The sequence below is a fragment of the Shewanella xiamenensis genome (assembly GCF_014647135.1).
Classification (GTDB): domain Bacteria; phylum Pseudomonadota; class Gammaproteobacteria; order Enterobacterales; family Shewanellaceae; genus Shewanella; species Shewanella xiamenensis.
Genome location: NZ_BMOP01000001.1, coordinates 263,931 through 288,268, shown reverse-complemented (window position 1 = coordinate 288,268; position 24,338 = coordinate 263,931). Strand labels below are relative to the sequence as shown.

Below are 24,338 nucleotides of genomic sequence, written 5' to 3'. Positions count from 1 at the left end.
CCCATACCAAGGTGCCATTGCTGGCACCTTGGTTGCCTAACCTATTACGCGCTACGTTGCGGTGAGTCATTCCTGTATGCATTTTGCTGTTAGTCGTGTTTAAACTACATGTGTCAATATAACAATCAATGGTATAAATCAGGGTAATCTAGCTGCTGGAGTTTTTATGGCCCTTAGTCAAACCGATCTTACCCGTATCGCCCTCGATATCACCTCAGGTTTAGCCCATAGAGACCGCTTCTCACGGCTGCTCAATACCGTTAGAGAAAACTTACACTGTGATGCCGCTGCGCTACTCACGTTTCATGGTCAGTATTTTACCCCACTCGCCATCGATGGTTTGAATGATGACGTACTAGGCAGACGTTTTATCCTTAATGAGCACCCAAGGCTTGAGGCTATTGCCCGTGCGGGGGATATAGTGCGCTTCCCAGCTGACAGCGAACTTGCAGACCCTTACGATGGTTTAATCCCCAATCAAACAGGCGCATTAAAAGTGCATGCCTGTATCGGACTACCGTTATTTGCCGATGAACAGCTTATCGGGGCCGTAACTATCGATGCTTTTAATCCTCTGCAATTTGATCAATTCAGCAATGCCGAGCTACGCAGTTTAAGTGCCATTGCAGCAGCATCTTTAAGCAATGCTTTACTGGTTGAAAAACTTGAACGTATGGCCCTAAACAGCCATTCAACCCATGCACAAGAAAATAGCCCTAACCTGAGCCAGAATGCCGAAATCATTGGCCATTCGCCCTTAATGCAAAGTTTGAACCGAGAGATTGAAGTCGTAGCCCATAGCGATCTGAATGTGCTGATCTTGGGCGAGACCGGTACAGGCAAGGAGTTAGTCGCCCAGGCGATACATCAAAAATCTGCAAGATCCAGTAAACCATTGGTCTATCTAAATTGTGCAGCACTCCCCGAATCGGTTGCCGAAAGCGAACTCTTTGGTCATATCAAAGGTGCGTTTACAGGTGCAATTAGCCATCGCAGTGGCAAATTTGAAATGGCCGACAAAGGGACACTCTTTCTAGACGAGATTGGCGAACTGCCCCTCACACTCCAAGCTAAGTTATTGCGAGTATTACAATATGGCGACATACAAAAGGTAGGTGATGATCGCAGCCTAAAAGTCGATGTCCGCATCATAGCCGCAACCAATAAAGATCTTAAAACAGAAGTGCTTGCAGGTCGTTTTAGGGCAGACCTTTACCATAGGTTAAGTGTATTTCCGATACTGGTTCCGCCCTTACGGGAGCGCGAACAGGACATCACACTTCTGAGCGGATTCTTTGCTGAACGCTACAGGCAAAAACTCGGGATGAAACAACTTAACTTCAGCAACAGTAGCCTACTCTTGCTCAATCAATATACTTGGCCGGGTAATGTACGCGAACTAGAACACGCTATCCATAGGGCGACGGTTCTAGCACGCGTAACCGCACAGGACGGCTGCTGCACCATTGCGCCACAACATTTCGATTTGCCTTTTACACTTAACACCTCAAAAATGAGTTCATTGGCAATTACGCCGTTGAGCAATGCAACGCAAATCCAGCAAGAGTTTGTTAGCTTATCCCTAGCAACCGACACATTTCAGCGCAACTACATCAAACAAGTCTTTACCACACATACTGGCAATTGGGCTGCCACGGCAAGGACATTAGGAGTTGACCCAGGTAATCTGCATCGGCTCGCAAAACGTTTAAAGCTAAAATAAGCAATAAATACGCTTTATGAACCATATTTCAGTTGAAATAATATCCAAAATAAGGAAGGATGCGAGCTTCGCGCGCCAGTGCATTGTGTATTACAATTTGCCGCCCGATTTTGGGAAGAAACTGCCGCGTAAAACAGGTTATTTTATTAACAGGAATCGTAGTATCCGCTTATGAGTATGCTTCGCACCACAGCTTTATTATTGACTTTGGTTTTTCCAAGTCTCTCCGCTTTAGCAACGGAATATCCTTTACCGTCTTCTAAGAGCCGGTTAGTTGGCGAGAACCTGTATTACACAGTACCAGAGGGTAAACATACCCTCGAAGATATTGCCGCTCAGTTCCAACTCGGCCTAAGCAACTTGCTGGAAGCAAACCCTGGTGTTGATCCGTTTCTTCCAAAGCCAGGCAGTAAATTGTTAATTCCTAAACAATTAATTCTGCCCAATGCGCCACGTGAAGGCATAGTAATCAACGTTGCTGAAATGCGTCTGTATTACTATCCAAAAGGCAAAAATACCGTGGAAGTTCTACCTATCGGTATTGGCCAAATTGGTAAAGACACGCCAGAAAACTGGGTAACCAGCGTGCAACGTAAACGTGCTAACCCGACATGGACACCAACGCCACGCATTCGTAAAGAATATGCGGCAAGGGGCGAAATTCTGCCAGCAGTATGGCCAGCAGGTCCAGATAACCCAATGGGGCTCTATGCACTCTACATTGGTAACTTGTATGCCATCCATGGTACCAACGCAAGCTTCGGTATTGGTTTACGTGTTAGCCAAGGCTGCGTGCGTTTACGTCACGATGACATTGAACATCTGTTCAAAACCGTGCCAGTTGGAACACGTGTACAATTTGTTAACCAACCGATTAAAGCGACCGAAGAGCCAGATGGAAAGCGTTATTTAGCCGTGCATCAGCCGCTATCACGCACTATTGCTGAGTTTGAGTCAAACGAACCTGTGGCAATTGCTTTACCAAAAGACATCGCTAAGTTTATTGCCAAAGCTGATACCGACTCCAGCGTGATTAAAAAGCTACTGGACGAGCGCACAGGCGTACCGACAATTATTAATCAATAGTTGTATGGCTAGGGCGTGTTGACGTTTCGAGATTAAATTTTGTTCGTTCTGGCAAGTTCGTGCTCGCGAAACGAGGAATGATGTGTAGTTATTCTACTCAAATGACGAGTGACAAAGAGCAAGGGCTTGCCAAACGAACCCTTCGGGCAGTATTTGGCTGGCTTTTCTGCCGCGTTATCGTCCGTTTATGTAGAATAACTACACTGCACGGACTTTGCCTTGCATAAAAACCAGCCAAACTGCTGCAAAAATAACCCTGAAACGTCAACACGCCCTAGTACGCAGTTAACGCTGCTTACTCTATAAAAATACCCGCCTCGGCGGGTATTTTTATATTGGTTGCAATCAAGCTTTGTAATCAATCACATAAAGGCGCGCATAGCGCTAAGAAGTGGGTCATTGCCGCGCTATTTGCTAACACCCGTTGATCAAAGTTTTGTAACGCAGGCGTTTCGGTACAGGCGCCAACACGCGCGCCACTACGCACTAAACATGCCTCAAACGAGGTATCGAAATGATTGAAAATCAAGCCATCTTTAACCGGGCAACCATCAATCTCACCATCAACAGCGATGGGGAAATATCCTGCCAGCGTATCGCGTAAATCGAGACTAAAACGCCCTGGCACTTGGCTTGGCTCAAAAGAATAAACATAAGCTTCATGACTTAAGACGTCTTCATGGCAGGTTAAAATACCATCACGACTCGCCGCAATCAGTAATTGTGCGTGTTCTAACAGTAATTTACCTTCAACTGAGGTGCTCTCATTTGCCTTAGGTTTACCGTTTTCAAATACAAAGCCTCGGTTAGGGTTTTCACCAAATTTGTTAAATCGGTGGCCGCGTTTAAACCCCGTTGGATTCACCAAGGGCAAAATACTTAAGTTTACCCGTTCGAATAATTCGACTGATGCCTCACTTAAAAAGTGCAGTAATCCCCAAGGACCAGCTGACTCTTCACCGTGAAATCCTGCGCTGATCAATAACGAAGGTAAGCCAGATTTCGCGGCAGGTGACTGATACAGACTGACACTGTATTTACCCACGTCACCGAGTTTTTTCTCAACCATCCCCAAACGGGACATTTCCTGCTCAAGCTGTAGATAAAAATTATCGATATCAGTGCTTTCACAGTTAAAAATATCGCTTTTCCACTGAAAGGATTCGAACGGAGATCTGCTTACCATATCTTGTACTTATGCCAGAAAAAGAACTGTGCCATCATAGCAGCTCTTTACAAAAACTGAATGCTATTCAACTGATTTAGATGAAATCCGACGAGTGTCTGACGCGCCAACACCACCACTGCGTTATGCCATCAATCGGAAATTGAGATGGGATGCCAAATGAACACACACACCCGCCTTGGACTTGCTATATTGGTAATGCTGCTTAGTCCAGCGCTCAAGGCACAATGTCAAATCGAAGGCGCTGCAACGCTATATCAATTAGAATCACGCATCGAAACTTACTCCCTCGCGAATGGCCTTACCGTACACTTATTGCCCCTTGAGGATAAACACACCCTCACCATTGCCAGCCAATTTACTGTGGGGGCGCGCAACGAGACTAAGGGGCAAACGGGATACGCGCATTTGTTCGAGCATATGTTATTCAAGGGCAGTGAACAGGCACCCGGCGACACCTATGCACAACAGCTAAGCGCCTTAGGCGCCCGCTTTAATGCCAGCACCCACTTCGATTACACCAATTACTATGTCACTCTGCCGAGCCAAGCCCTCGCCTTGGGCTTGTTCCTCGAGGCCGATCGTTTTATTCGCCCCAATTTGACCGAAACCACAGTGAAAAATCAGCAAGAAACCGTGCTCCAAGAGATGGCGCAGACCATAGATAATCAACCCTATGTGCGTAGTGCGATGGAATTTCTGCTAGCACAGGTTAAAGATACGCCCTATGACCACGGTATTATCGGTAGCCGTGAGGATATTACTCAGGCAAGTCCCGAGCGGTTAATCGCCTTTCATCGCGCCCATTATCGTCCCGATGCGATGCAGCTATCTCTGGTCGGCACACTTCCCTCCGACGTCAAGTCGCTTATAGCACAACACTTTAGTGCTTGGCCCACGCCTAATCAGCCGATTGCCAAATTTGACGAGCTAAAAATTAACCCTAAGCCCGTGCATGCGGAGCTCATTGATGAACGTGGCCCTTGGCCCGGCTTACTGCTTGCGTGGCATACGGTAGGTAAAAATCATCCCGATGCTGCCGCTATACGCCTGCTAGAAGGCTATTTATTTCAAAATACTCGCAGCGCCCTCGCACAAATCAGCCTGCACGATCCGGCACAAATGTTGAGTTATTCACTGCCCTTTGAGCTAGAAAATCATGGCATAACCAATCTGGTATTAGTGCCAAGGGCAAAAACCTCCCTTAATGCGCTAACCGACATGGTCTTAGCGTTAATTAAGCAAACCCAACAAACTCGCATAAGTGATGCAACGCTTTGTCAGCTCAAGCAAACCTGGTTAAATCAGCGTTTGGGGCAGCTCGACAACACTCAATCCCTAGCCACCTTACTATCAGCCACCGACAAACAGGATCAAGCCCATCCCTTAACGGCGCAATGGGAAAGGATTAACGCAGTAACCACAGCGGATATCCAGCGCGTTGCCCTGCAATACTTTACTCCCAATATGGTCAGGGTTGATCTGTTACCGCCTTGGTATATCCGCTTTGGAAAAACCTTACTCGAATGGTTACCCGCAGGTATTAGCGACGATTTAGAGGATGCAGTGCTATGATGAAAACATTCAGATACAACTGCTTAATGCCAACATCAAGATTATCTAACGCACTGCAAACCATGAGTATTGGGCTTATTGCAGTCATACTTGGCGCCTGTCAGCAGACGCCGCTTAGCTTTACCCCAACTCAAGCGCCCAGTTTGGCAAACTTTGATACCCAACCCAACCTACCTCAAGTCGGGAATATTTATCTTCCCAATGAGCAACCTTTTATTGATGTCACCCCCAATGGCGTCACCCTACCTTACCAGTTACAGCGTACGACTAGCGCGACTCAAAACCTTAGTAACAGAATGAGCCTAGTAGCAATTAGCCCCACTATACCCTTTGATAATCCTGATATTTTACAAGTCGCCTTTCAGGAAAAAGCTCGTAGCCTAGCGCTGACCCAAGCCGATGCTTGCCTTGAAACCTTCGAAACTCGAGTCACGCTGCATAGCATTAATATCAGCTTAACGTGCCCCGCATCAGCTAATCATCTCTACCAGTTACTGATACAGTTTTGGCAGCCCGATGCATTTAGTGAAACGGCGGCAATCGATATCGATAATATTCGTCGTCAATTGAAGCTTAATAAGCATTTAAATGCCTTTAGTGGCGCCGAAATCGATAAAGTCTGGCGGGACAAACTCCTAGGGACTGCACATCCCTACAACAAGAACATCAACAATCAGGCCTTGTTTGACTCACTTAGCCTAAGCGAACTGTCGCGGCTACAGCAGAACACCTTTGCTCAGGCAAACTGGCAGTTATTTTTACCTAATCATGCGCAAACCGAGTTTGATATTAAGCAGAGCCTCAGCCAGTGGCCAACTCGCATAAATACGCACTCATCATCACACCTCATCAACACTCAACAGCCACCACAATCCCGCACGCTGTATTTGATTGATGCACCGGGTAGTGTGCAAACACAAGTGCGAATAGGGTATGCCCTCGACGATAAGCATTTGTCAGCGCAGGATATGCCATTAGCTTGCCGCAGCTTAGCCGCACTTTTAGGACGCAGTTTTTCCGGGCGACTCTATTACGATTTGCGAGAAAAGCGCGGTTTGACCTACGGGATCTATGGTCAGTGCGCCAATGCACCACTCTCCACTAGCATCAAGTTTTATGGCAGCACGGCAATAGAACATACGGGCGCCTTTGTGGTGGGGATCTTAGATCATTTGAAACTGCTGGCTTCAACGCCTGCAAGCGAAGGGGAATTAGCCGCCCTCAAAACCTATCTGATTGGCGAAGCCTTGTTAACGCAAGATAATCCTAACCTGAGCGAAACCCAATTTATTCATCAACAGGTGCTTAGATTAGATCCACAATCGATACAAGCCATAAACCTTAAACTGCAGGCACTATCGCCCAGTCAGTTGATGCAATTAGCACAACAAGCGTTTTATGGTGAACCTCTAATCATTTTACGGGGAGATGTCGCTAAAATCTCGGCGGATCTCTCAGCTAAGCTGCCTGACTGGAAACTCGAGGTGGTGAAGGTAAATGAATAATATGATTATAGTTTGCCCGTAGGAACATCTCTCGCCGTGCTGAGTTTAAGCATAGGGGCATGGCTTTGTGCCATTTGTGCTCAATCTTACATAGCAGCGCCTGAGTCGATATTCGTATGGGCTTGATGATGTTCAGCACTGCTGGTCTCGACCTTATCCGAGGTTATCAATGCAGCATTTTGCGACTCGTTATCGGTAGCGGCCATAACGCCATTCGGCGCTAAAGAGTCATCTTTTACTGGCGATAACAACATAGACTCAGTTGTCACTGACGGACTCGGCTCAGTACTCACTGACGTTGAAGCCGCTTGACCAAGGGTTGTGAACCATGAAGTCAACGGTGTTGGTGCCATCATTCCAGCAACCGCGATGAGCGCAACTGCGGCAGCGCCATAGGACAACCATTTGTGTACTCCCTGCCGATGATCTTTAGGCTCGCTGGCATATAAGGCGTTAACGTGAGCGGTTTTCGCATTGGAAACAATAACGTCTGGCGCTAAGGTCTGAAGTAAATCGGGCAAATGATCCAATTCAGTATTTTTTAGGCGCTGACCGATAAATTGTCCGCCCTCATAAATCTCTAATTGATGGCTCAACACTTCGCCTTCAACGACACCAGAACTCATAATCACTAACTTATTACAACGCACTTTGCCACGAAAAACCCCGCAAACTCTCAGTTCATCACAACTCACTTCACCCGTGATCTCACCGCCAAACTCGATTTTAATCAGTCCAGCACCGCGGATCTTACCTGTTAATGCCCCCGAAACGAATGCCGTGCCCGCCAGTTGCATCTCACCTTCAATTGCGGTTGAGGCACTGATAAATGTGGCACTATGGCCTTTGCTACCCATAGGTTTAGTTCCAGATCATTATTTTTGTGAAAAAGATGTTAAGTTAAAAGTTCTCAATAATAAAGCATTGGATTCCTTTGATATTTAACTAGGCTGTGTTTTAGACAAGATTTTAGCCCTGCAACAATCTATGTTAGGCTGAAGACGATTGGGCTGATATCCCACCCCATATTGGTCCTAGCACCGCCTAAAATTGACTCAATTTATGACAAATTCCATGACCTTCAACCCGTTGTCACCGTCAACCCAAAACCAAACACCATTAGCCATTTATCAAGCTAAAATCGGGTTCGAGTTGATTGAAGATCCCGCGCAGGCGCAGGCAGTACTCGCCTTAGATAAGTTGTATCAGCAGATTATTGGTAGAACAGACGCTCAGCCACTCAAAGGATTATATCTATGGGGCGATGTCGGGCGCGGTAAAACCTTTCTGATGGATTTGTTCTTTGATGCCCTGCCACAGCAAGGAAAACTGAGATTGCACTTTCACCGCTTTATGGCGCGAGTGCACCAGGCCTTAAAGGAACATGCAGGGCAGCGCGATCCCCTAAAACTGATCGCAAAAAATTTAGCAAAGGAGTGTAAGGTACTCTGCTTCGATGAGTTTTTTGTCTCAGATATTGGCGATGCCATGATCCTCGCTGGTTTGTTTGAAACCTTGTTTGCCCAAGGAGTCGTGCTGGTTGCCACATCCAACATTCCCATCGAACGCTTATATGAAAATGGCCTCGCAAGGCACAGATTTTTACCCTACATTGCCCAGCTCCTGGCCCATACCCAAATGCTGCATCTGAATGGCGAGCAAGACCACAGGTTGCACGCCTTGAATCACGAACCGTCGGCAGAGGCCATTGCCGCCATCTCAAAGAATATTGGGCTGACTGGCACACTGGATTTTGATGGTATTTTTACCACGCTCACTCAAGGCGCAAACACTGTTCAAACAAGAACTCTGCGAGTCTGCCAGCGTGATATCCCCGTCGTGCGCGCCACAGCTGAAGGCCATCTCCCCTCCGCTGCTTGGTTCGACTTTTATGCCCTGTGTGATGGCCCGCGCTCACAACTCGATTACATCGAAATTGCCAGTCGATTTAAGATCGTAATGCTGAGCGGTGTTCCCAAACTGGGCGGCGAAGTAAAAAGCTGGATCCGCGCCCGCGGCACTGAGGATGGCACTGGTGCAAACCAAGCGGCAACTACGGGAGAGCGGCAACTCTCTTACGCCGCCAACGATGATCCTGCTCGGCGTTTTATCAGCCTTATCGATGAGTTATACGATCAAGATGTCAGTTTATATTTAAGCTGCGACGTCCCACTGATGGATCTCTATCAAGGCGGCGCCCTCAGTTTTGAGTTTCGACGCACCTATAGTCGGCTAATAGAAATGAGCCACAGCACAAAACAATCCTGAACCCTCAACACGCCCAAAGAAGCGGCAGCGGTCAACCTCTGCCGTAAACCTTTACCGAGACAAACTTTCAGGCGCAAAGATAGCACTTAACTGTTGAATATCCGCCGCAACCCACTCTGGTTCGATACACTCGGCAAGATGGGTCGCCATAAACGCCACAAGCTGCATTGCGGCATAGGGCAAACGCTTGTCCCGACGGCCAACAAGATACCAATTACTCTCCAGCGGAAATCCGTTCACTGACAAGATTGCGGGTTTTTCACGCCCTTCCTGCAAAGTGTGCGCTGAAATAACCGATAAGCCTAAGCCTGATGCCACGCTCAAGCGGATCGCTTCATTACTCTCAATTTGCATCGTTTCACTCAAGGCGATCCCTTGAGCGCTACACCAAGATTCAAACATCAGGCGAGTTGCCGAGCCGGGCTCGCGGATAATAAAACGCTCTTGCTTCAATTCACTAAAGCGAACTTGTTGACGGCCAACCGCCCAATGATCCTTAGGCGCGATAAGCTGCAGCGGATTTTTAATGATCCTCGCCGATAACACTTGCTCACCACTGGGTGGATGACTGAAGAGATATAAATCATCTTCTTGGCGCTCAAATCGTCCCAAAATATGCGCGCGGTTACCGATATTTAAGGTCACTTTGACCTGCGGAAATTGCCGATAAAACGCCCCTAAAATCCGTGGTACCACATATTTTGCCGTAGTCACTAAACCGATATTGATATGGCCAATGCTGCCACCTCTGGCTTGCTGGATAAAGGCATCGAAATCTTCAAAGCGGCTCAATGTGTCGCAGGCGGCTCGGTAAAGCTCTTGCCCTATTAAGGTTGGCGACATACGGCCATCAATACTGTTCAGCAAAGGTTCGCCCAAAATATCCGCTAACTTTTTAAGTTGCAGTGACACTGTGGGCTGAGTAAGGTGCAGGGTGCGAGCCGCCGCCGAAATATTGCCCAATCGAACCACCTGCACATAAACCTCAAGTAACCGAAAACTCAAATGCCGAAGTTTTAATTGACCTTGAGAAGATTTATCCATAGATAATTATCTATACCTAATTAGCAAATAATTTATTTTTCAATATATCGAATTAGGTTCAGAATCTCCAGCGTTCAATGGTTTTCAAATAAAATGATAGCCTTAAAATATTAATGCCTTTATTAATGAGATACTTATGCCAGATATTGTCATTGCATTTTTCGCCTTAGGTTTGCTCGCAGGCTTAGTCAAATCCGACCTTAAAGTGCCACCCGCCATTTACGAAACCCTATCCATTTTGTTAATGCTGACCTTAGGGTTAAAGGGCGGAATGGCACTGCATGGTCATACTCAACACTTAGTGATCACTGAACTCGTTGCTGTTGTTGCACTGGGTTTGATCATCCCATTAGTACTTTACCCTGTGCTCACGCGCTTAGTTCGGCTCGGACGCACGGATGCCATTAGTATCGCAGCCCATTATGGATCGGTCAGCGCAGGCACATTTGCCGTTGTTATCGCCATGGTGGAAAAATCAGGGATGATATTAAGACCGGAAACCACCTTATATTTGGTGTTACTCGAACTCCCAGCGATTGTGGTTATGCTCTGGTTACACCGATATTTAAGCGCTAAACAGCCGCGAGAAGCTACAGCGCCTAATACTCAGCAATCGAGCATACTGCATGAGGCCTTGACCAGCCGCGGCGTAATACTCCTAGTGGGTGGAGTCGTCATCGGTTGGCTTTATGGTCCGACAGGGCTTGCACCCATTAGTCCTGTATTACTCGGTGGTTTTAAAACGCTACTGGCCTTGTTTTTACTGGAGATGGGATTAGTCACAGCGAAAGTCTGTTTACCACTCCCATTACAGCAGTGGCGCTTATTAGTGTTTGCCGCCGTCACACCTTTTGTCTTGGCATGGTGCGGGATTGGAGTGGGGTTATGGCTCGAGTTACCGGCCGGAAGCATCTTAGTGCTTGCAGGTTTAAGTGCCAGTGCCTCTTATATTGCCGCTCCCGCCGCCATACGAGCCGCCATTCCCGAAGCGAATATCGGACTCGCTATGTTAGCATCCCTCGGGATTACGTTTCCGGTGAACGTGTTAATCGGTTTACCCTTGTACCAACACTGGATAATGCAAATTACCGGATAACAATTTGTCATAAGGGAGACTCTAGTCTCCTTTTTATATCCAACGATTAAGGTTTATTTGCGTAATGATCAGCTTTATCTTGATACATTGCCTTGTCTGCTGCATCGAGCAACACCTCAAGATTGATATCAGATTCTGGTGACCAATGGGCGATACCTATGCTACTCGCTAAGGTGGGCTGTTGTGGATGCTGTTGATTATATTGGTCAAGTAATGATTGAAAGCGTTTGATGGCAACGTCAACGGCATCGGGTTTCACAAAACTTAACAGCACCACAAACTCATCACCGCCAAGCCGAGCAACAACATCAGATTCCCTAAATGCGGCAATCAAAATATGGGCAAAATCGTACAGCAACCGATCGCCCATTAAATGCCCAAAGTTATCGTTGATTTCCTTAAAACTATCTAAATCAAAGAAAAATAACACTGCTTGCTCACGTTGACGACGACAACTTGCCAATGCTTTATTCGCCAATAATTCAAAACCACGACGATTTGAAATTGTGGTTAACTTGTCAGAAATATTTTGCGACAGAGAGAGCAATTCCGCCTCTACCATTTTGCCGAGATCGGTTAATGTTTCAATATCTTCATCGCTAAAGATCCGTGCACAGCTACCAATCAAACACAGAGTCCCAACTCGATAATGATTAATCGTTAAAGAATAGCCTGCATAGAAACGAATATGAGGCGCATCAACCACTAAGGGATTATCGGCAAAGCGGGAATCTTTTGAGGCATCTTCTATAAAAAACACTCCGGGATGATTTATTGCATGGCCACAAAAGGAAATATTTCTGGAGGTTTCGGTGACGTCTAATCCTTGGCAAGATTTAAACCATTGACGATCTTCGTCAACTAAACTGACCAGACAAATAGGCACAGAAAAAATTCTTTTTGCCAGCCGTGTGATACGGTCGAAACGCTCTTCAGCATCAGTATTTAAAATATTCAGCGCTCGCAAGGTTGCTAAACGCGCTAACTCATTCTCGGGAATGGGAGGTAATAGCATACTTCGCTCCGCTAATGGCTCTCTATCAAGCGTAGACTAACGACTGAATTCACGTATAACTTACTCAAGTATCGCCTGATAAATAGCAAGTATTCGCTCCGCATGAGCAGCTACATCGGCGTAAGCCAACTTCCCAGATTTTTGCTGTAGGGTTAGGCGATGATTTTCATCCCTTAACCAGCAATAACTTTGGGTTAAATGTTGAGCGCTCATCAGTGGCAAGAGCTCAAGCTCAGCCAACACGCCGAAGATACGCACATTATCTGACCAAATTGACAACTCAGGGTACTCATGGGCATTGGCGAGCACTAAGTATTGTGCAATAAACTCAATATCCGCAATCCCGCCAGGACTCTGTTTTAAATCAAACTCACCTTCGGCAACCTTAAGCAAATGGTCGCGCATCTTCTGCCGCATCTCACGAACCGCTTTTTTAAGCTCGTCTTTGTCCCTTGGCTGCTCTAAGACTGAAGCGCGGATTTGGCTAAACTTGACAGCCAAGCTATTATCACCAAACACAAAACGTGAACGCACTAACGCTTGATGTTCCCATGTCCACGCCTCTTGGGTTTGATATTCACTAAAGCGGGCGATCTCACTCACCATAAGACCCGATGCCCCCGAAGGACGCAGGCGCATATCAACTTCATACAGCTCACCCGAGGTGGTTCGAGTCGAAAATAAGTGCAGAATACGTTGAGCAAGTTTAAGGTAAAAATGACCGACTTCAATCGGTCTATTACCATTGGTTAGGCTATTGCTCATATTTTCCGGCGCTTCATACAGAAAAACCAAATCCAAATCTGAGCCATAACCCAGCTCAATACCCCCTAACTTGCCGTAACCAATCACCGCAAAGCCCGTGTCGCTGCTTTCCGTTAGATAACTCGGCACGCCATGGCGCACCGCTATCTGCTGCCATGCCTGCATCACCACTTGTTCGATAATAGCTTCAGCCAAAAAAGTCAAATGGTCACTCACCTGCATCACAGGCAATACACCGGTGACATCCGCAGCGGCAATTTTAAGTTGTTGCGACAGCTTAAACTGGCGCAGCGCCTCCATTTGCTGCTCCATATCATCCTCTGGTACCCGCAGCAAATACTGGCGCAGCTCACTCGGATAATCATCCAACGAAGTTGTATCGTATAGATGCGCTGGGTCGATAAGCTCATCAAGCAGCATAGGAAACTTTGCAAGTTGCACCGCAATCCAAGGACTTGCGCAGCACAGACTCACCAGTTGCTGACGGGCGCCGGGGTTTTCGCACAGTAACTCAAGGTAGGTAGTACGCGTTAAAATTTGCTCAAGCACTTTAGACACAGGCTCAAAAGCCGCTGAAGGGCTAGGTTGATTAAGCAGCTCGTCGAGCAACCTTGGCATTAATTTATCAAGAGTTTCACGTCCACGCGGGCCAATCGAGCGTTTCGTCACGGTTTCACGCCAACGACTCAGTAAAGGCCAGAGTTTTTCATCATCAATCTGCTGCTCGGCTAACAAGTTGATTGCGTGATCATCCTGCTGCACGTTCCACAACTGCGCCGTCCAATGCTCGGCTTTTTCTTCGCCTTCTTCGCCGCCAACGGTAGCCTTAAAGTGACGATGAATTTTCGCCATCGCCGCCTCGATATGGGTACGAAGATCCGTTTCATTAGCTATCTCGAGCACATAACAAAGCCTCTCCCAATCGAGAGGATTATTCGGCAAGGTTTGCGTTTGTTTATCATCAATCGCTTGCAAAAGATTCTCGACACGGCGCAGCAATAAATAACTGTGTTTTAGCTCATCGACCGCCAGATATTCAAACTGCCCAAGGCTATAAAGGGTGCCCATAGCGCCAAACAGACTTTGCTGGCGCAGCGAGGGTTCACGACCACCACGGATCAACTGGAAGCTTTGTACAACGAACTCCACCTCACGAATCCCTCCTGCACCGAGCTTAATATTGTCGGTTAACTGACGACGGCGGACTTCTTGAGCGATAAGTTGTTTCATTTTGCGCAGGGATTCAATCGCCGAAAAATCGATATAACGGCGATAAACAAAGGGGCGCAACAAACTGTGTAGCTCGTCGGAAAAATGATTCCAAGGCCCGAGCGAGCGGGCTTTAACCATGGCATAGCGCTCCCAATCACGCCCTTGCTCTTGGTAATAATCCTCAAGACCACTAAAGCTCACGACTAAAGGCCCGCTCTCGCCATAAGGGCGCAGGCGCATATCGACGCGGAATACAAAACCATCAACAGTAATTTGGTCGAGTAAATTAACGAGCCTCTGTCCCATTCGGATGAAAAACTGTTGATTATCAAGACTACGACGACCACCAACTGTTTCACCATGTTCTGGGAAAGTAAAAATCAGATCGATATCAGAAGAGAAGTTCAGCTCTCGGCCACCGAGTTTTCCCATACCCAAAATTAACAGCGGTTGGGAATTACCCGCCTTATCCATTGGTGTCCCGTATTGCGCGCACATCTCTTTATAAAGCCAATCCCTTGCGCCAATAACTAACGCCTCTGCGAGCGCAGAAAGATCGAGCAAAGACTCCTCTAAGCTGGCGTAATCTAAAAAGTCTCGCCATGCTAACCGCACCATTTGATAATTACGGAATCGACGCAATAGGCGTTTTGCCATGTCTTCGGTAGTGGCGCTGGTTAATAACTCGCGTAACTGAGCATCAAACAATTTTCGTTCGACTTGCTGCAAATCATCGGCAAACAGGGTGTTGATCCATTCAGGAGAACGAGTTAACTGCGCCGCGATATAATCGCTTAATCCTAAAACGTTTTTTAGTTCCTGCTGCTGCGCAGGCGTTAAATTTGCCAGTCCTTCTGACCATACTTCAGCGAGACGTGCCCAATGGCGCTCTGCGGCTTGAGTGATGAGGGGAGACAATGACTTATTACTGTCTTTTTGTACGGCCATAATAATCCCTAACAAATTTAAACATCGACATATTATGTCACAAATGATATAGAATGAAATCGCATCAGGTTTAACAAAGTTGCTATGCCTTAACGCGTGTTTCTATAAATGGCAAAACTTAAGTTCCCTCAAGAGAGCAACCCCTCTTTCTTGGCTGTTTAGGGTACTATAACCTGTGAGGCAAACATATTGGGCAAGTTGATTATTATTGTCCGCCCATATTTGAGTTTTATTTCAGCACTTTTGGAGAAAACATGGCAGGAATGCTAATGCGTGTTCTCACGTCGATGCTCATTTTGGCCGCGACCTTATCGCTAACGGGTTGTGGCGATGATCGGCCGGAGAAAATAGAGAAGTATCAACAACTCACAGAGCAGCGTCTCACAACCCTCAATACCATGCTTGATGACGGTCAGGTGCGTAATGCTAATCTGCTCAAGCAATATAGCAGCTTGCTAAAACAGCAAAAGCCCGATTTGGCGCCATTAGTAGATGAATTAGCCAAGGATGCAACCGCCGAAGGGCCCATGTATGCCTCGCTAAAACGCCGCTTAGCTGATGCCAAAAATTCGGCCAACTTTACCGATCTCGACCAACAATTAGCCGAGGTTGAGAATCTCTATCAAGCAGCCGATCCTAGCCTGTATAACGACATGCTATCCGATCCGGTGAACGTGATCGCAGATATGTCAGAGGGTAAGCTTGCCCGTGTCAATGCCATCAGCCGTGAAGCGGCGGCCCTTGCCAATAATGCCGAGGACTATGGCCCTGGTAGTCAACTAGTGGGTAACCCCGCTTATGGAAGTTGGCAGACTGACTCTAGTGGTATGTCTTTCTGGGCTTGGTACGGCATGTATTCCATGTTCTCCAACATTTTTCAGCGTCCAATCTATTACGACCGCTGGTCAGGTAACCGTGGATATAGTTATTACAACGACGTTGGCCGATATCGCTACACCTCGCCAAAACAGGTAGAAGCTCAAGCTAGAGTCTTTGCAGAAACGAAAAAACGTTTCGATTCTCAAGGAAAGCGCTTCGATAGCCCCTATGCAAAATCACGTACAGGCTCAACCGCTCTCTCCCGCGAGAGCACTAGCGCCCCCAAAGCAAATACTGCGGGTTCAAGCTCAGCAGATAAGTCAGGCGCGCAATCTGGCAGTAAATTCCGCTCAAACTATTCTAAAGACAGCAGTTTCCGTAATTCCAGCAACCGCACGACCCGCAGTGTGCGCCGAGGCAAGTAACGTAAAGGATCTCCCATGACACTATTTCAGGATTTCGGTATCACACCAGAGCTAATCACTATACTCGCAATCGACCTCACGATTGCGGTTATCCTATTGACATTAATGCGTTATTTACAAGGATGGAGCGTTAGCGTCAACAGCAGTAAAGAACTGGCTGAACGCGATAACTTTGCCTTTGGGATCAGCACTGCTGGCGCAGTTGCTGCGTTAGGCATTGTGCTCACAGGCGCCATCACTGGTGCCGCAGCGCCCTCCTATTTAACTGAAGCGATAGGCATGAGTGCCTATGGTTTATTTGGTTTAATACTGATTAAATTTGGGCGCTTTCTACACGATAAAATCGCGTTAAATGAACTCGATAAAAATCAGCAAATTGTTAAAGGTAACGTGTCTGTCGCCATTGTGGATGCCAGTGTTGCTATCGCCACCGCAATCATTATTCGCGCAGTACTGTTATGGGCTGAAGATTTAACAATCGACACTTTTATTGCCATCTTTAGCGCCTTTGCGATTTCACAACTCATGCTGGTGCTTCTCACCCGCTTACGTGAAAAACGTTTCGCAAGCCGTAACCAAGATTCATCAATGCAACAGGCACTCGCTCAAGGCCATACCGCTTTAGCCATCCGCCACGCCGGATTTATGATCGCTATGGCGCTCAGCTTTAATGCTGCGAGTCACTTTATTCTTTTCAATCCAACGGCCTATGTCACTAACATCATTGGTTGGTTGGTGTTTTCAATCATAATGTTAGTCGTACTGACACTGCTGCTGTTTATCATTAAAAAGCTGGTTTTAGCACGTATCAATTTAGCGGATGAAGTCGAAAGACAACATAATATTGGTATCGCAGCCGTGGAAATGGCCATCAGTATTGCAATCGCACTTATCCTCACGGCCCTAATGGCGTAATCCAATGCACGAGTCACAATTAACCACTTCGGCGGCTAAACCTAGCCGCCTAGGCTGGTTCGACGATGTCCTATTACTGGGCATAATGGCCGTGCTCGCTGGGTGCGGTCTTATCTACGAATATCTGCTATCCCACTACGCAGGGCGGATTTTAGGCGCACTTGAGGCCGCCATCTATACCATGATCGGTCTGATGATCGTCTCCATGGGCCTTGGAGCCTTTGCCGCGCGTAAAATTAAGGATGCATTCACTGGCTTTGTGGTGCTCGAACTCACCGTCGCGCTCTGTGGTTCGCTGGCAATTCTAATTACCGCTGCCGTGATAGGTTTTGGCCAACAGCTACCGATGATCATCGCCAGCACCTTGGGCTTGCCGCCGGATCAACTGCCCGAAGGTGGGATGATTGGCACGCTACAAAAGCTTAGCGAATATCTACCTTATGTCTGGGGCGTGCTGCTCGGCTTGATGATCGGGATGGAAATCCCACTGATCGCAAGGGTAAGACAATCCCTTTCAGATGAACACTTACTCCACAATGCGGGCACAATTTACGGCGCAGATTATATTGGCGCAGGAGTTGGCGCAGCCATTTGGGTCGGCTTTATGCTGGCCATCGATATACAACTCGCCGCAGCACTCACCGCCAGCTTTAACTTGTTAGCTGGGTTTGTATTTATCTGGCGCTTTTGGCCAAAGATCCAAAGACCGAAATTACTGTTAGTGGGCCACTTAGTCGTCACTGGCGTATTGTTGCTGCTCGCCATTCGAGGGCCAAGCTGGGAGCAACAGTTCAACAATCTGCTTTATAAAGATAAGGTGGTCTATTCCAAGGCAACACGTTTTCAACAGCTGACCTTTACAGAGCGCCTACGCGGCAATGGTCTTCCCCCCGTATATGCCTTGTATATCAATGGTCGTTTACAGTTTTCGAGTAGCGATGAACACATTTACCATGCGTTTTTAGTTCATCCAACCCTTGCTGCTAGCGCTCGTCATAACAAGGTATTAATCATTGGCGGCGGTGATGGGCTGGGCCTAAAACAAGTATTGCGCTGGGAACCTGAACAAGTAACCCTACTCGACCTTGATGCGGCATTGGTGCAACTGTTTAAATCCCCCGATTCTGATATGCCTGCGCGTTTAAGCCAAGCCCTGCTATCACTCAATGGCAATGCGTTTAACGATCCTCGAGTAACGGTCATCCACGATGATGCTTTTAATGGAGTAGATAAACTGATTGCGAAAGGGGATAAATATGATGCGATTATTGTGGATTTACCCGATCCCAGCCATCCAGATCTGAATAAGCTTTACTCGGATTATTTCTATCGAAAACTTAAGGAACTAATGAGCAGTGATGGCGCTCTGACAGTACAGTCAACGTCACCCTATCATGCGCAAAAAGCCTTTATTTCAGTAGCAAAAACCTTGGCATTAGCGGGATTTGATGTAAAACAATATCACCACAATGTCCCTAGTTTTGGCGAATGGGGTTGGAGTATTGCCACCTTAAATGGCAAAGATGCTCAACATCGTTTAGCGCAGCTGACAGAGCTGCCAATTGTGGATGACTGGCTAACCTTAGGTTTAGTTAAAGGCGCATTTGAATTTCCTGCCAATTTTTATCAGGATGCGACCAATATTAAGCCCAATGAACTGGGGTCATTACAGTTGTACCATTATCATCAACAGGCTTGGTCCGAAACCCAAGGACTGGATCTTTTTTAACGGATGAAGATAGTGCTTGACATATTATGTCTCAGTGCTATCTTTGAACACAGACATAATATGTCAATAAGGACAAATATGAATATCCATACTCTTGCTAATCACCTCAACAGCCTTGGCAATAACAGCCAAACCGGCTTCCAATTCGATTGCTATCCAATTGATGGTGAAGTCGAAGTGTTGCAAGTGAATGTGGTCGGCCGTGAAGAAATCCCGGTATTCGTATCGGTTACGGATAACCAAATTCTCTGCATCAGTTACCTGTGGGGCGAAAATGAAGTAAACCAAGAACGTCGCAGTGAAATGTTTGAAACCATGCTCGAATTGAACATTCCAATGCCATTGTCAGCCTTTGCCAAGATTGATGACAAATACGTGGTTTACGGTGCACTGTCTCTGCAATCTAGCATGCTCGAAATCGAGCAAGAGCTAGCAGTATTATCCGATAACTGTTTAGAAGTTATCGATGAAATGGTCGACTATCTGAAATAAGGAGCCACAACATGGGCATTCTGAATAAAATTTTAACAGCGTTTCGCGGTGGTGCCACCGAAGTTGGCCAAAGCATCGTAGACGCAAACTCGACCCGAATTTTCGAACAGGAAATCCGTGACGCTGAGAAACATTTAACCAACGCCAAGCGCGAACTGACCGATGTCATGGCCAAAGAAATGCAAGCCAGCCGCGAAGTTGACCGCTTAAAGCGTTCGATTGCTGAGCACGAAGGCTATGTCGCCCAAGCGTTAGACAAAGGCAATGAAGCCTTAGCGATTGAAGTGGCGGAAAAAATTGCCCAATTGGAGCAAGAACTATCTGAGCAGCAGACCGCCAATGATAGCTTCAGCGCCCATGCGGTACGCTTAAAAGATTTGGTGAAGAAAACCGAGCGTCAACTGTCTGATTATCAACGTCAGTTAAGCATGGTAAAAACCACCGAAAGCGTGCAAAAAGCCACGGCGACCATTACCGACTCTTTTGCATCAAGCAACTCTAAGCTACTGAATGCAAAAGACTCTTTAGAACGTATCAAAGCGCGTCAGCAGCAGTTTGATGACAGATTAAAAGCCGCTGAAGCCTTAGCCGAAGAAGGCAGTGATAAATCATTGCAGGCTAAGTTAGCTGAAGCGGGCATTGGTGAGCAAAAATCCAATGCTAACGCTGTGCTCGAACGTATCAAGGCACGTAAAAGCTAATTAAGATTGACCAAACGCCGAGCACTGATGGGACCATCACCCCCTATTGTGCTCGGCTTTTTTGTTTTAGGTATACCAACATTCACCCAAGTCTAAGCTAACTCATGGGTTAGTTCAGAACATTGGCGCACAGCTTAGGAGCGAATATGGGATTTTTTAACAGTATTTTTGGTAAAAAGGCGCCACCAGCGCGTGAACTCAATCATCCCTCCGCGCTCAAGATCGGTGACATGATCTCCATCGACAATAGTTTTGCACTGCCACCACAATTGCGCGGCCAACAACTCAAAGTCGAAGCCGTTAATACCTACGAATTTGAACGTAAACAACAAACCGAATGGGTACTCAAAGGGCATGGAAGTGACACCTTGTTTTTAAGCATCGAAGAAGACGATGAAACTTACCTTGCTTTTTCCCTTAAAATTACCCGCTCCCAGGTTGAGCAAATATTCGACCTAGAGCAATTTAGCACCCTGTTCGATGAGCCTGGACACGCCGAGCTCACCACCCAAGAGTTATCGCCAGATGTAGCAGAACAACTCGAACAATGGTTGGGCAAGCAATACCACCAAGTGAGTTTTGCACTCTTTGGCTACTTTCACCGTGAAGATTATCGAGGACTTAAACCGCCGCAGGATGCCAATGGCGCCAGCGGTGAACCCTTCGAATATTATTTGCTGCTCGATGATGACGAAAGCCGCGCAGTCGAAGTTGAAGTCTATGAGGGTGGCGATACCGATGTGGTACTGACCTTATACCGCCCCTTGTCGGACATTCGCGACTACTGGCCAGGTCAGTAAAATTTGGCAAAAGATAAAGTGCGTGACTCGCACTTTATCGCTTAAGCCATTACAATCCCCATTGAATTGGCTCGCAATATACGGTTGATAGCAACAGGTAAAACCCAATGAGTAAAATGAAACACCCTCTTCCAGAGCAATGGCAGAAGAACCAAGATGCTGCAAAGGCGACTCAAGTGGCTTTCGACCTCGATGAAAAGTTTCAATATTCTATTCGTAAAGCGGCGCTCGATGCGGGCGTTAGCCCTTCCGATCAGATCAGAACGATTTTGGGCTTAAGTGTTTCAAAACGGCCGACTCGCCCCCGTTTAACCGTGTCACTTAACGCTGACGATTATGTGCAACTTGCTGAAAAATACGGCCTAAGTGCTGATGCCCAGCTTGAAATTAAACGTAGAGTACTCGAAGATCTCGTACGCTTTGTCGCAAAGGACTAATAATTTCAGCGTTAATCCTGCACAAAAATCGGCGTCAAATGGCCTGACTGGACTAACTCGGGCGATTTATCACAAAGTTAATTTACTCATAGCGTAAACTCTTTTACCTTAAACATTCGCCTTAAAACACAGGGATCATGTTAGGCATGACAGATAAAACCTCTTGGTCACTCCGCGCCGTTGGTAATCCCTCACCCATCGAAGTTGCAATGATGCTGCTATCGCTGCTATCGGTGATCATAGTGCTAGTGATGACCTTTGGCCGTCTCGATACAGAAACCTATCGATTACTCTTTTTCATCGATACCACGATTTGCATGATTTTTATGGTCAACTTTTTTGCTGGCCTATTACGCTCGCGGAATAAACTCTTTTACCTACGCCATCATTGGATCGATTTCATCGCCAGTATTCCTGCTATTGAGGCGCTACGCATTGCACGGGTCTTCCAAATCCTGCGGGTGATCCGTTTAATCCGTATGAGCCGCTCCTTCCTTATCCCATTGATAAAACAACGTAAACAAGCCACCCTTGCCAGTTTACTGGTGGCGATGGTGACCATTTTAACCTTCGCTTCAATTATCATTTTGATTGTCGAAAGCGGCACTGAAGGCGCGAATATCCAAACCGCCGAGCAGGCTATTTGGTGGGCATTAGTGACCATTTCGACCGTAGGTTACGGCGACTTTTATCCCGTCAGCACCGCGGGGCATATTGTGGGTGGCATAGTGATCGTTAGTGGTGTGAGTTTTTTCGGGGTAATTTCGGGGTATATGGCTTCTGTGTTTGTTGCACCAGATGAAAGCGAACGACAGGAGCGCCAAGATGCCCATAAGGCAGAAATCAAGTCAGAACTTGAACTAGCGCTTGCTAGAATGGAAGAAACCCAGCGGCAAATGGAGCAAAATCAGGCACAGATGCTGGCCAAAATTGCTGAGTTAAAACAAGCATTAGAAGCCCAAAAAAATTAGGAAGGCACTGCCTTCCTAAGCTTAGTTTAATATGGCTATTCCAACAGGCCGTTTACCAATAGGTCGTTTGCTCAATCGCGTTTTGTCTCGATGCCTCCATCGCAAAAAGTAAGCTTTGCTGCTTGTCCTCAAGCCAATCGGTTAAATCGACACTAAGTGATTTGGCCGCAAGTGTTAATTGTCGATAACAGGCTAAGGTTCTAATCCCTAACACTAAATCCTGCCATGGCGCCCTAAAGGCATCACGGGATTTTGCCTCATATAAAAGCCCATACGCTTGCCCTATTTGAATACTCTCATCCAGTAACGCGGCACACTGCAAATAATCCTCGGCGGTCATTGTCTTATCGCTAGGCATGGCAGCTAAAATCGCCTGCCATGAAGCTTCCTGAGCATGATCAGCATGGTGGGATAATCCAAGCTCTGCGGGCAGTTCGATATTCCCCGCGCTGAGAGCCAATAGGATCTCGACAATCGCTAACTGCAATTGACCGTATTCAACTCTTTGCCAGAGTAAATTTAACCGCTCTGAGATATCCATGGCTTCAAATTGCAGCTGTAGTTGTTGCATCAAAGCTTGACGGGCGTCGTGCCGAGTTAATAAGCCTTTTTGACTACCGAGCAAGGCTGCTAAGGCCTGTGCCTCTTCAATAAACATTAGTTGTGATTCAATAAGATTAAATTGCTGCATCAAAGTAGCATTAGCGAGACCAAACTGGCTCAGAGTCATCCGCAATAAACGAATACAAGCACGCATCCGCCACCAAAGAGCTATCTGAGCTTCGTTATCTTGTTCATCAGCTATCATCGCCTCAAGCAACTGCCAACGTTCAAGTGCCGTTTCAAGTAACACTTGGCAGGTCGCCGTTAAATCCTGTTGATGGGGTTGATGTAGATTCAAATCTTCAGGCACAGGCAGAGGCAAAAACTCCAACGCACTTAAGGCTAACGGCTTAGATTGCCCCGCGAGTCGATAGCCCCGCTGCGCCTTACTGGCTTTACCTAAACGCACTGGAACAGTATCAGCCACTTCTGTTGCTAATACTAATAGTGCATTAGCATCTCCACTTAACAGCTCAAATTCCAGTTCACAGAGCGCCTCGTGCTTGCTATTGGCGGTAATTTCGCCAGTGTCTAAGGCGACCTCCACTAGGCTATTTCCCACCGTTACATGCCAAGCTCGGCGATAAAAATCGGTATGGAACACGCAACCAAGCTCAGTTTGTACAGCGGTTAGATTGGCATTGGCGGGCCAGATATTAGCGGGAAAGAGGCTTAAATTTGGGCTGTCGGCTTCAATGGTGACGTTATATTCGGGGCGTGAATGGATTCCTCCAATCACTTGCCCTGCTGTTTTGATGGTTTGTTCTTTGTGTCCATCATAGCCACGAACCCGCAATCCCATGTCCCATTGACGCAATTGCAATGTGGGTGTGTCAAAGTAACCGTTGGTTAAACGACGTGTGCCTTGCGGAGCAGCATTTTCTAAGCTATCTAGCTTATTTATCAGGGTTTCTAGAAATTTAGGTAGGAAAAACAGTTTTAATTCAATCTCAGCATTCATTACTGCACCGCTCATTTTGTCATCAAATATTCATTCACGCGTCATTTTTAGTTCATAATGTC

20 protein-coding genes are annotated in these 24,338 nt (G+C 46.8%); 14 read left to right on the top strand and 6 right to left on the bottom strand.

Going from position 1 to position 24,338, the window contains the following annotated elements; translation table 11 throughout:
* The first annotated feature begins 166 nt into the window (after nucleotides 1-166).
* Together norR and IEY09_RS01195 are read left to right on the top strand one after the other, a co-directional pair.
* A complete protein-coding gene (norR, locus tag IEY09_RS01200) occupies nucleotides 167-1,723 on the top strand; it encodes a nitric oxide reductase transcriptional regulator NorR (RefSeq protein WP_188869508.1) in 1,557 nt (518 codons plus the stop codon).
* A gap of 171 nt (nucleotides 1,724-1,894) precedes the next feature.
* A complete protein-coding gene (locus tag IEY09_RS01195; protein ID WP_037421718.1) occupies nucleotides 1,895-2,809 on the top strand; it encodes a L,D-transpeptidase family protein in 915 nt (304 codons plus the stop codon).
* 358 nt (nucleotides 2,810-3,167) lie between these two features.
* Here the strand turns inward: IEY09_RS01195 and IEY09_RS01190 are convergent, their stop codons facing one another.
* Nucleotides 3,168-3,995: an N-acetyl-ornithine deacetylase gene (locus tag IEY09_RS01190; protein WP_037421721.1), complete on the bottom strand. Its 828-nt coding sequence runs from the start codon at nucleotides 3,993-3,995 to the stop codon at nucleotides 3,168-3,170.
* 159 nt (nucleotides 3,996-4,154) lie between these two features.
* On the opposite strand from IEY09_RS01190, the gene IEY09_RS01185 reads away from it, so the two are divergent.
* Entirely contained in the window at nucleotides 4,155-5,570 is a 1,416-nt protein-coding gene (locus IEY09_RS01185; protein WP_188869506.1) for a M16 family metallopeptidase, read from the top strand.
* On the top strand, nucleotides 5,567-7,075 hold the full coding sequence (locus IEY09_RS01180; RefSeq protein WP_372841853.1) for a M16 family metallopeptidase: 1,509 nt from the start codon (nucleotides 5,567-5,569) through the stop codon (nucleotides 7,073-7,075). The genes IEY09_RS01185 and IEY09_RS01180 overlap by 4 nt, the downstream gene beginning before the upstream one ends.
* Before the next feature lie 86 nt (nucleotides 7,076-7,161).
* Here the strand turns inward: IEY09_RS01180 and IEY09_RS01175 are convergent, their stop codons facing one another.
* A complete protein-coding gene (locus IEY09_RS01175; RefSeq protein WP_188869504.1) occupies nucleotides 7,162-7,932 on the bottom strand; it encodes a bactofilin family protein in 771 nt (256 codons plus the stop codon).
* A 205-nt stretch (nucleotides 7,933-8,137) separates the two neighbouring features.
* On the opposite strand from IEY09_RS01175, the gene zapE reads away from it, so the two are divergent.
* On the top strand, nucleotides 8,138-9,343 hold the full coding sequence (gene zapE, locus IEY09_RS01170) for a cell division protein ZapE (protein WP_188869502.1): 1,206 nt from the start codon (nucleotides 8,138-8,140) through the stop codon (nucleotides 9,341-9,343).
* Between the two features lie 51 nt (nucleotides 9,344-9,394).
* Here the strand turns inward: zapE and IEY09_RS01165 are convergent, their stop codons facing one another.
* The gene (locus IEY09_RS01165) at nucleotides 9,395-10,387 is read right to left on the bottom strand and encodes a LysR family transcriptional regulator (protein ID WP_047539568.1); all 993 of its coding nucleotides are present in this window, start codon (nucleotides 10,385-10,387) and stop codon (nucleotides 9,395-9,397) included.
* 136 nt (nucleotides 10,388-10,523) lie between these two features.
* Here IEY09_RS01165 and IEY09_RS01160 point away from each other — a divergent pair, with 136 nt between their 5' ends.
* Nucleotides 10,524-11,483 carry a sodium-dependent bicarbonate transport family permease gene (locus IEY09_RS01160; protein WP_169547178.1) on the top strand — a complete coding sequence of 320 codons (960 nt, stop codon included), beginning with the start codon at nucleotides 10,524-10,526 and terminating at the stop codon, nucleotides 11,481-11,483.
* 46 nt (nucleotides 11,484-11,529) lie between these two features.
* On the opposite strand, the gene IEY09_RS01155 is transcribed toward IEY09_RS01160, so the two are convergent.
* Together IEY09_RS01155 and glnE are read right to left on the bottom strand one after the other, a co-directional pair.
* Nucleotides 11,530-12,498, bottom strand: a complete 969-nt coding sequence (locus tag IEY09_RS01155; RefSeq protein ID WP_188869500.1) for a sensor domain-containing diguanylate cyclase — start codon at nucleotides 12,496-12,498, stop codon at nucleotides 11,530-11,532.
* Between the two features lie 60 nt (nucleotides 12,499-12,558).
* On the bottom strand, nucleotides 12,559-15,423 hold the full coding sequence (gene glnE, locus IEY09_RS01150) for a bifunctional [glutamate--ammonia ligase]-adenylyl-L-tyrosine phosphorylase/[glutamate--ammonia-ligase] adenylyltransferase (protein WP_188869498.1): 2,865 nt from the start codon (nucleotides 15,421-15,423) through the stop codon (nucleotides 12,559-12,561).
* A 254-nt stretch (nucleotides 15,424-15,677) separates the two neighbouring features.
* Between glnE and IEY09_RS01145 the strand changes: the two genes are divergently transcribed.
* The 8 genes from IEY09_RS01145 to IEY09_RS01110 all read left to right on the top strand — a co-directional run bounded on the left by IEY09_RS01145 (nucleotide 15,678) and on the right by IEY09_RS01110 (nucleotide 22,712).
* Nucleotides 15,678-16,667 (top strand): hypothetical protein, encoded by a 990-nt coding sequence (locus IEY09_RS01145; protein WP_188869496.1) that lies wholly within the window; start codon nucleotides 15,678-15,680, stop codon nucleotides 16,665-16,667.
* A 15-nt stretch (nucleotides 16,668-16,682) separates the two neighbouring features.
* Complete coding sequence (locus tag IEY09_RS01140; protein ID WP_037421752.1) at nucleotides 16,683-17,582, top strand: DUF350 domain-containing protein; 900 nt, start codon at nucleotides 16,683-16,685, stop codon at nucleotides 17,580-17,582.
* 4 nt (nucleotides 17,583-17,586) lie between these two features.
* Nucleotides 17,587-19,311 carry a polyamine aminopropyltransferase gene (locus IEY09_RS01135; protein ID WP_188869494.1) on the top strand — a complete coding sequence of 575 codons (1,725 nt, stop codon included), beginning with the start codon at nucleotides 17,587-17,589 and terminating at the stop codon, nucleotides 19,309-19,311.
* Between the two features lie 78 nt (nucleotides 19,312-19,389).
* Nucleotides 19,390-19,803 carry a YjfI family protein gene (locus IEY09_RS01130; RefSeq protein WP_007645549.1) on the top strand — a complete coding sequence of 138 codons (414 nt, stop codon included), beginning with the start codon at nucleotides 19,390-19,392 and terminating at the stop codon, nucleotides 19,801-19,803.
* Between the two features lie 11 nt (nucleotides 19,804-19,814).
* Entirely contained in the window at nucleotides 19,815-20,504 is a 690-nt protein-coding gene (locus IEY09_RS01125; protein ID WP_037421761.1) for a PspA/IM30 family protein, read from the top strand.
* Between the two features lie 146 nt (nucleotides 20,505-20,650).
* On the top strand, nucleotides 20,651-21,304 hold the full coding sequence (locus IEY09_RS01120) for a hypothetical protein (RefSeq protein ID WP_037421764.1): 654 nt from the start codon (nucleotides 20,651-20,653) through the stop codon (nucleotides 21,302-21,304).
* A 107-nt stretch (nucleotides 21,305-21,411) separates the two neighbouring features.
* A complete protein-coding gene (locus IEY09_RS01115) occupies nucleotides 21,412-21,741 on the top strand; it encodes a hypothetical protein (RefSeq protein ID WP_037421772.1) in 330 nt (109 codons plus the stop codon).
* Nucleotides 21,742-21,887: 146 nt separating this feature from the next.
* Nucleotides 21,888-22,712: an ion transporter gene (locus IEY09_RS01110; protein WP_037421864.1), complete on the top strand. Its 825-nt coding sequence runs from the start codon at nucleotides 21,888-21,890 to the stop codon at nucleotides 22,710-22,712.
* 52 nt (nucleotides 22,713-22,764) lie between these two features.
* Here IEY09_RS01110 and IEY09_RS01105 read toward each other — a convergent pair whose 3' ends face one another.
* Entirely contained in the window at nucleotides 22,765-24,276 is a 1,512-nt protein-coding gene (locus IEY09_RS01105; protein WP_188869582.1) for a CYTH domain-containing protein, read from the bottom strand.
* Between the last annotated feature and the right edge of the window lie 62 nt (nucleotides 24,277-24,338).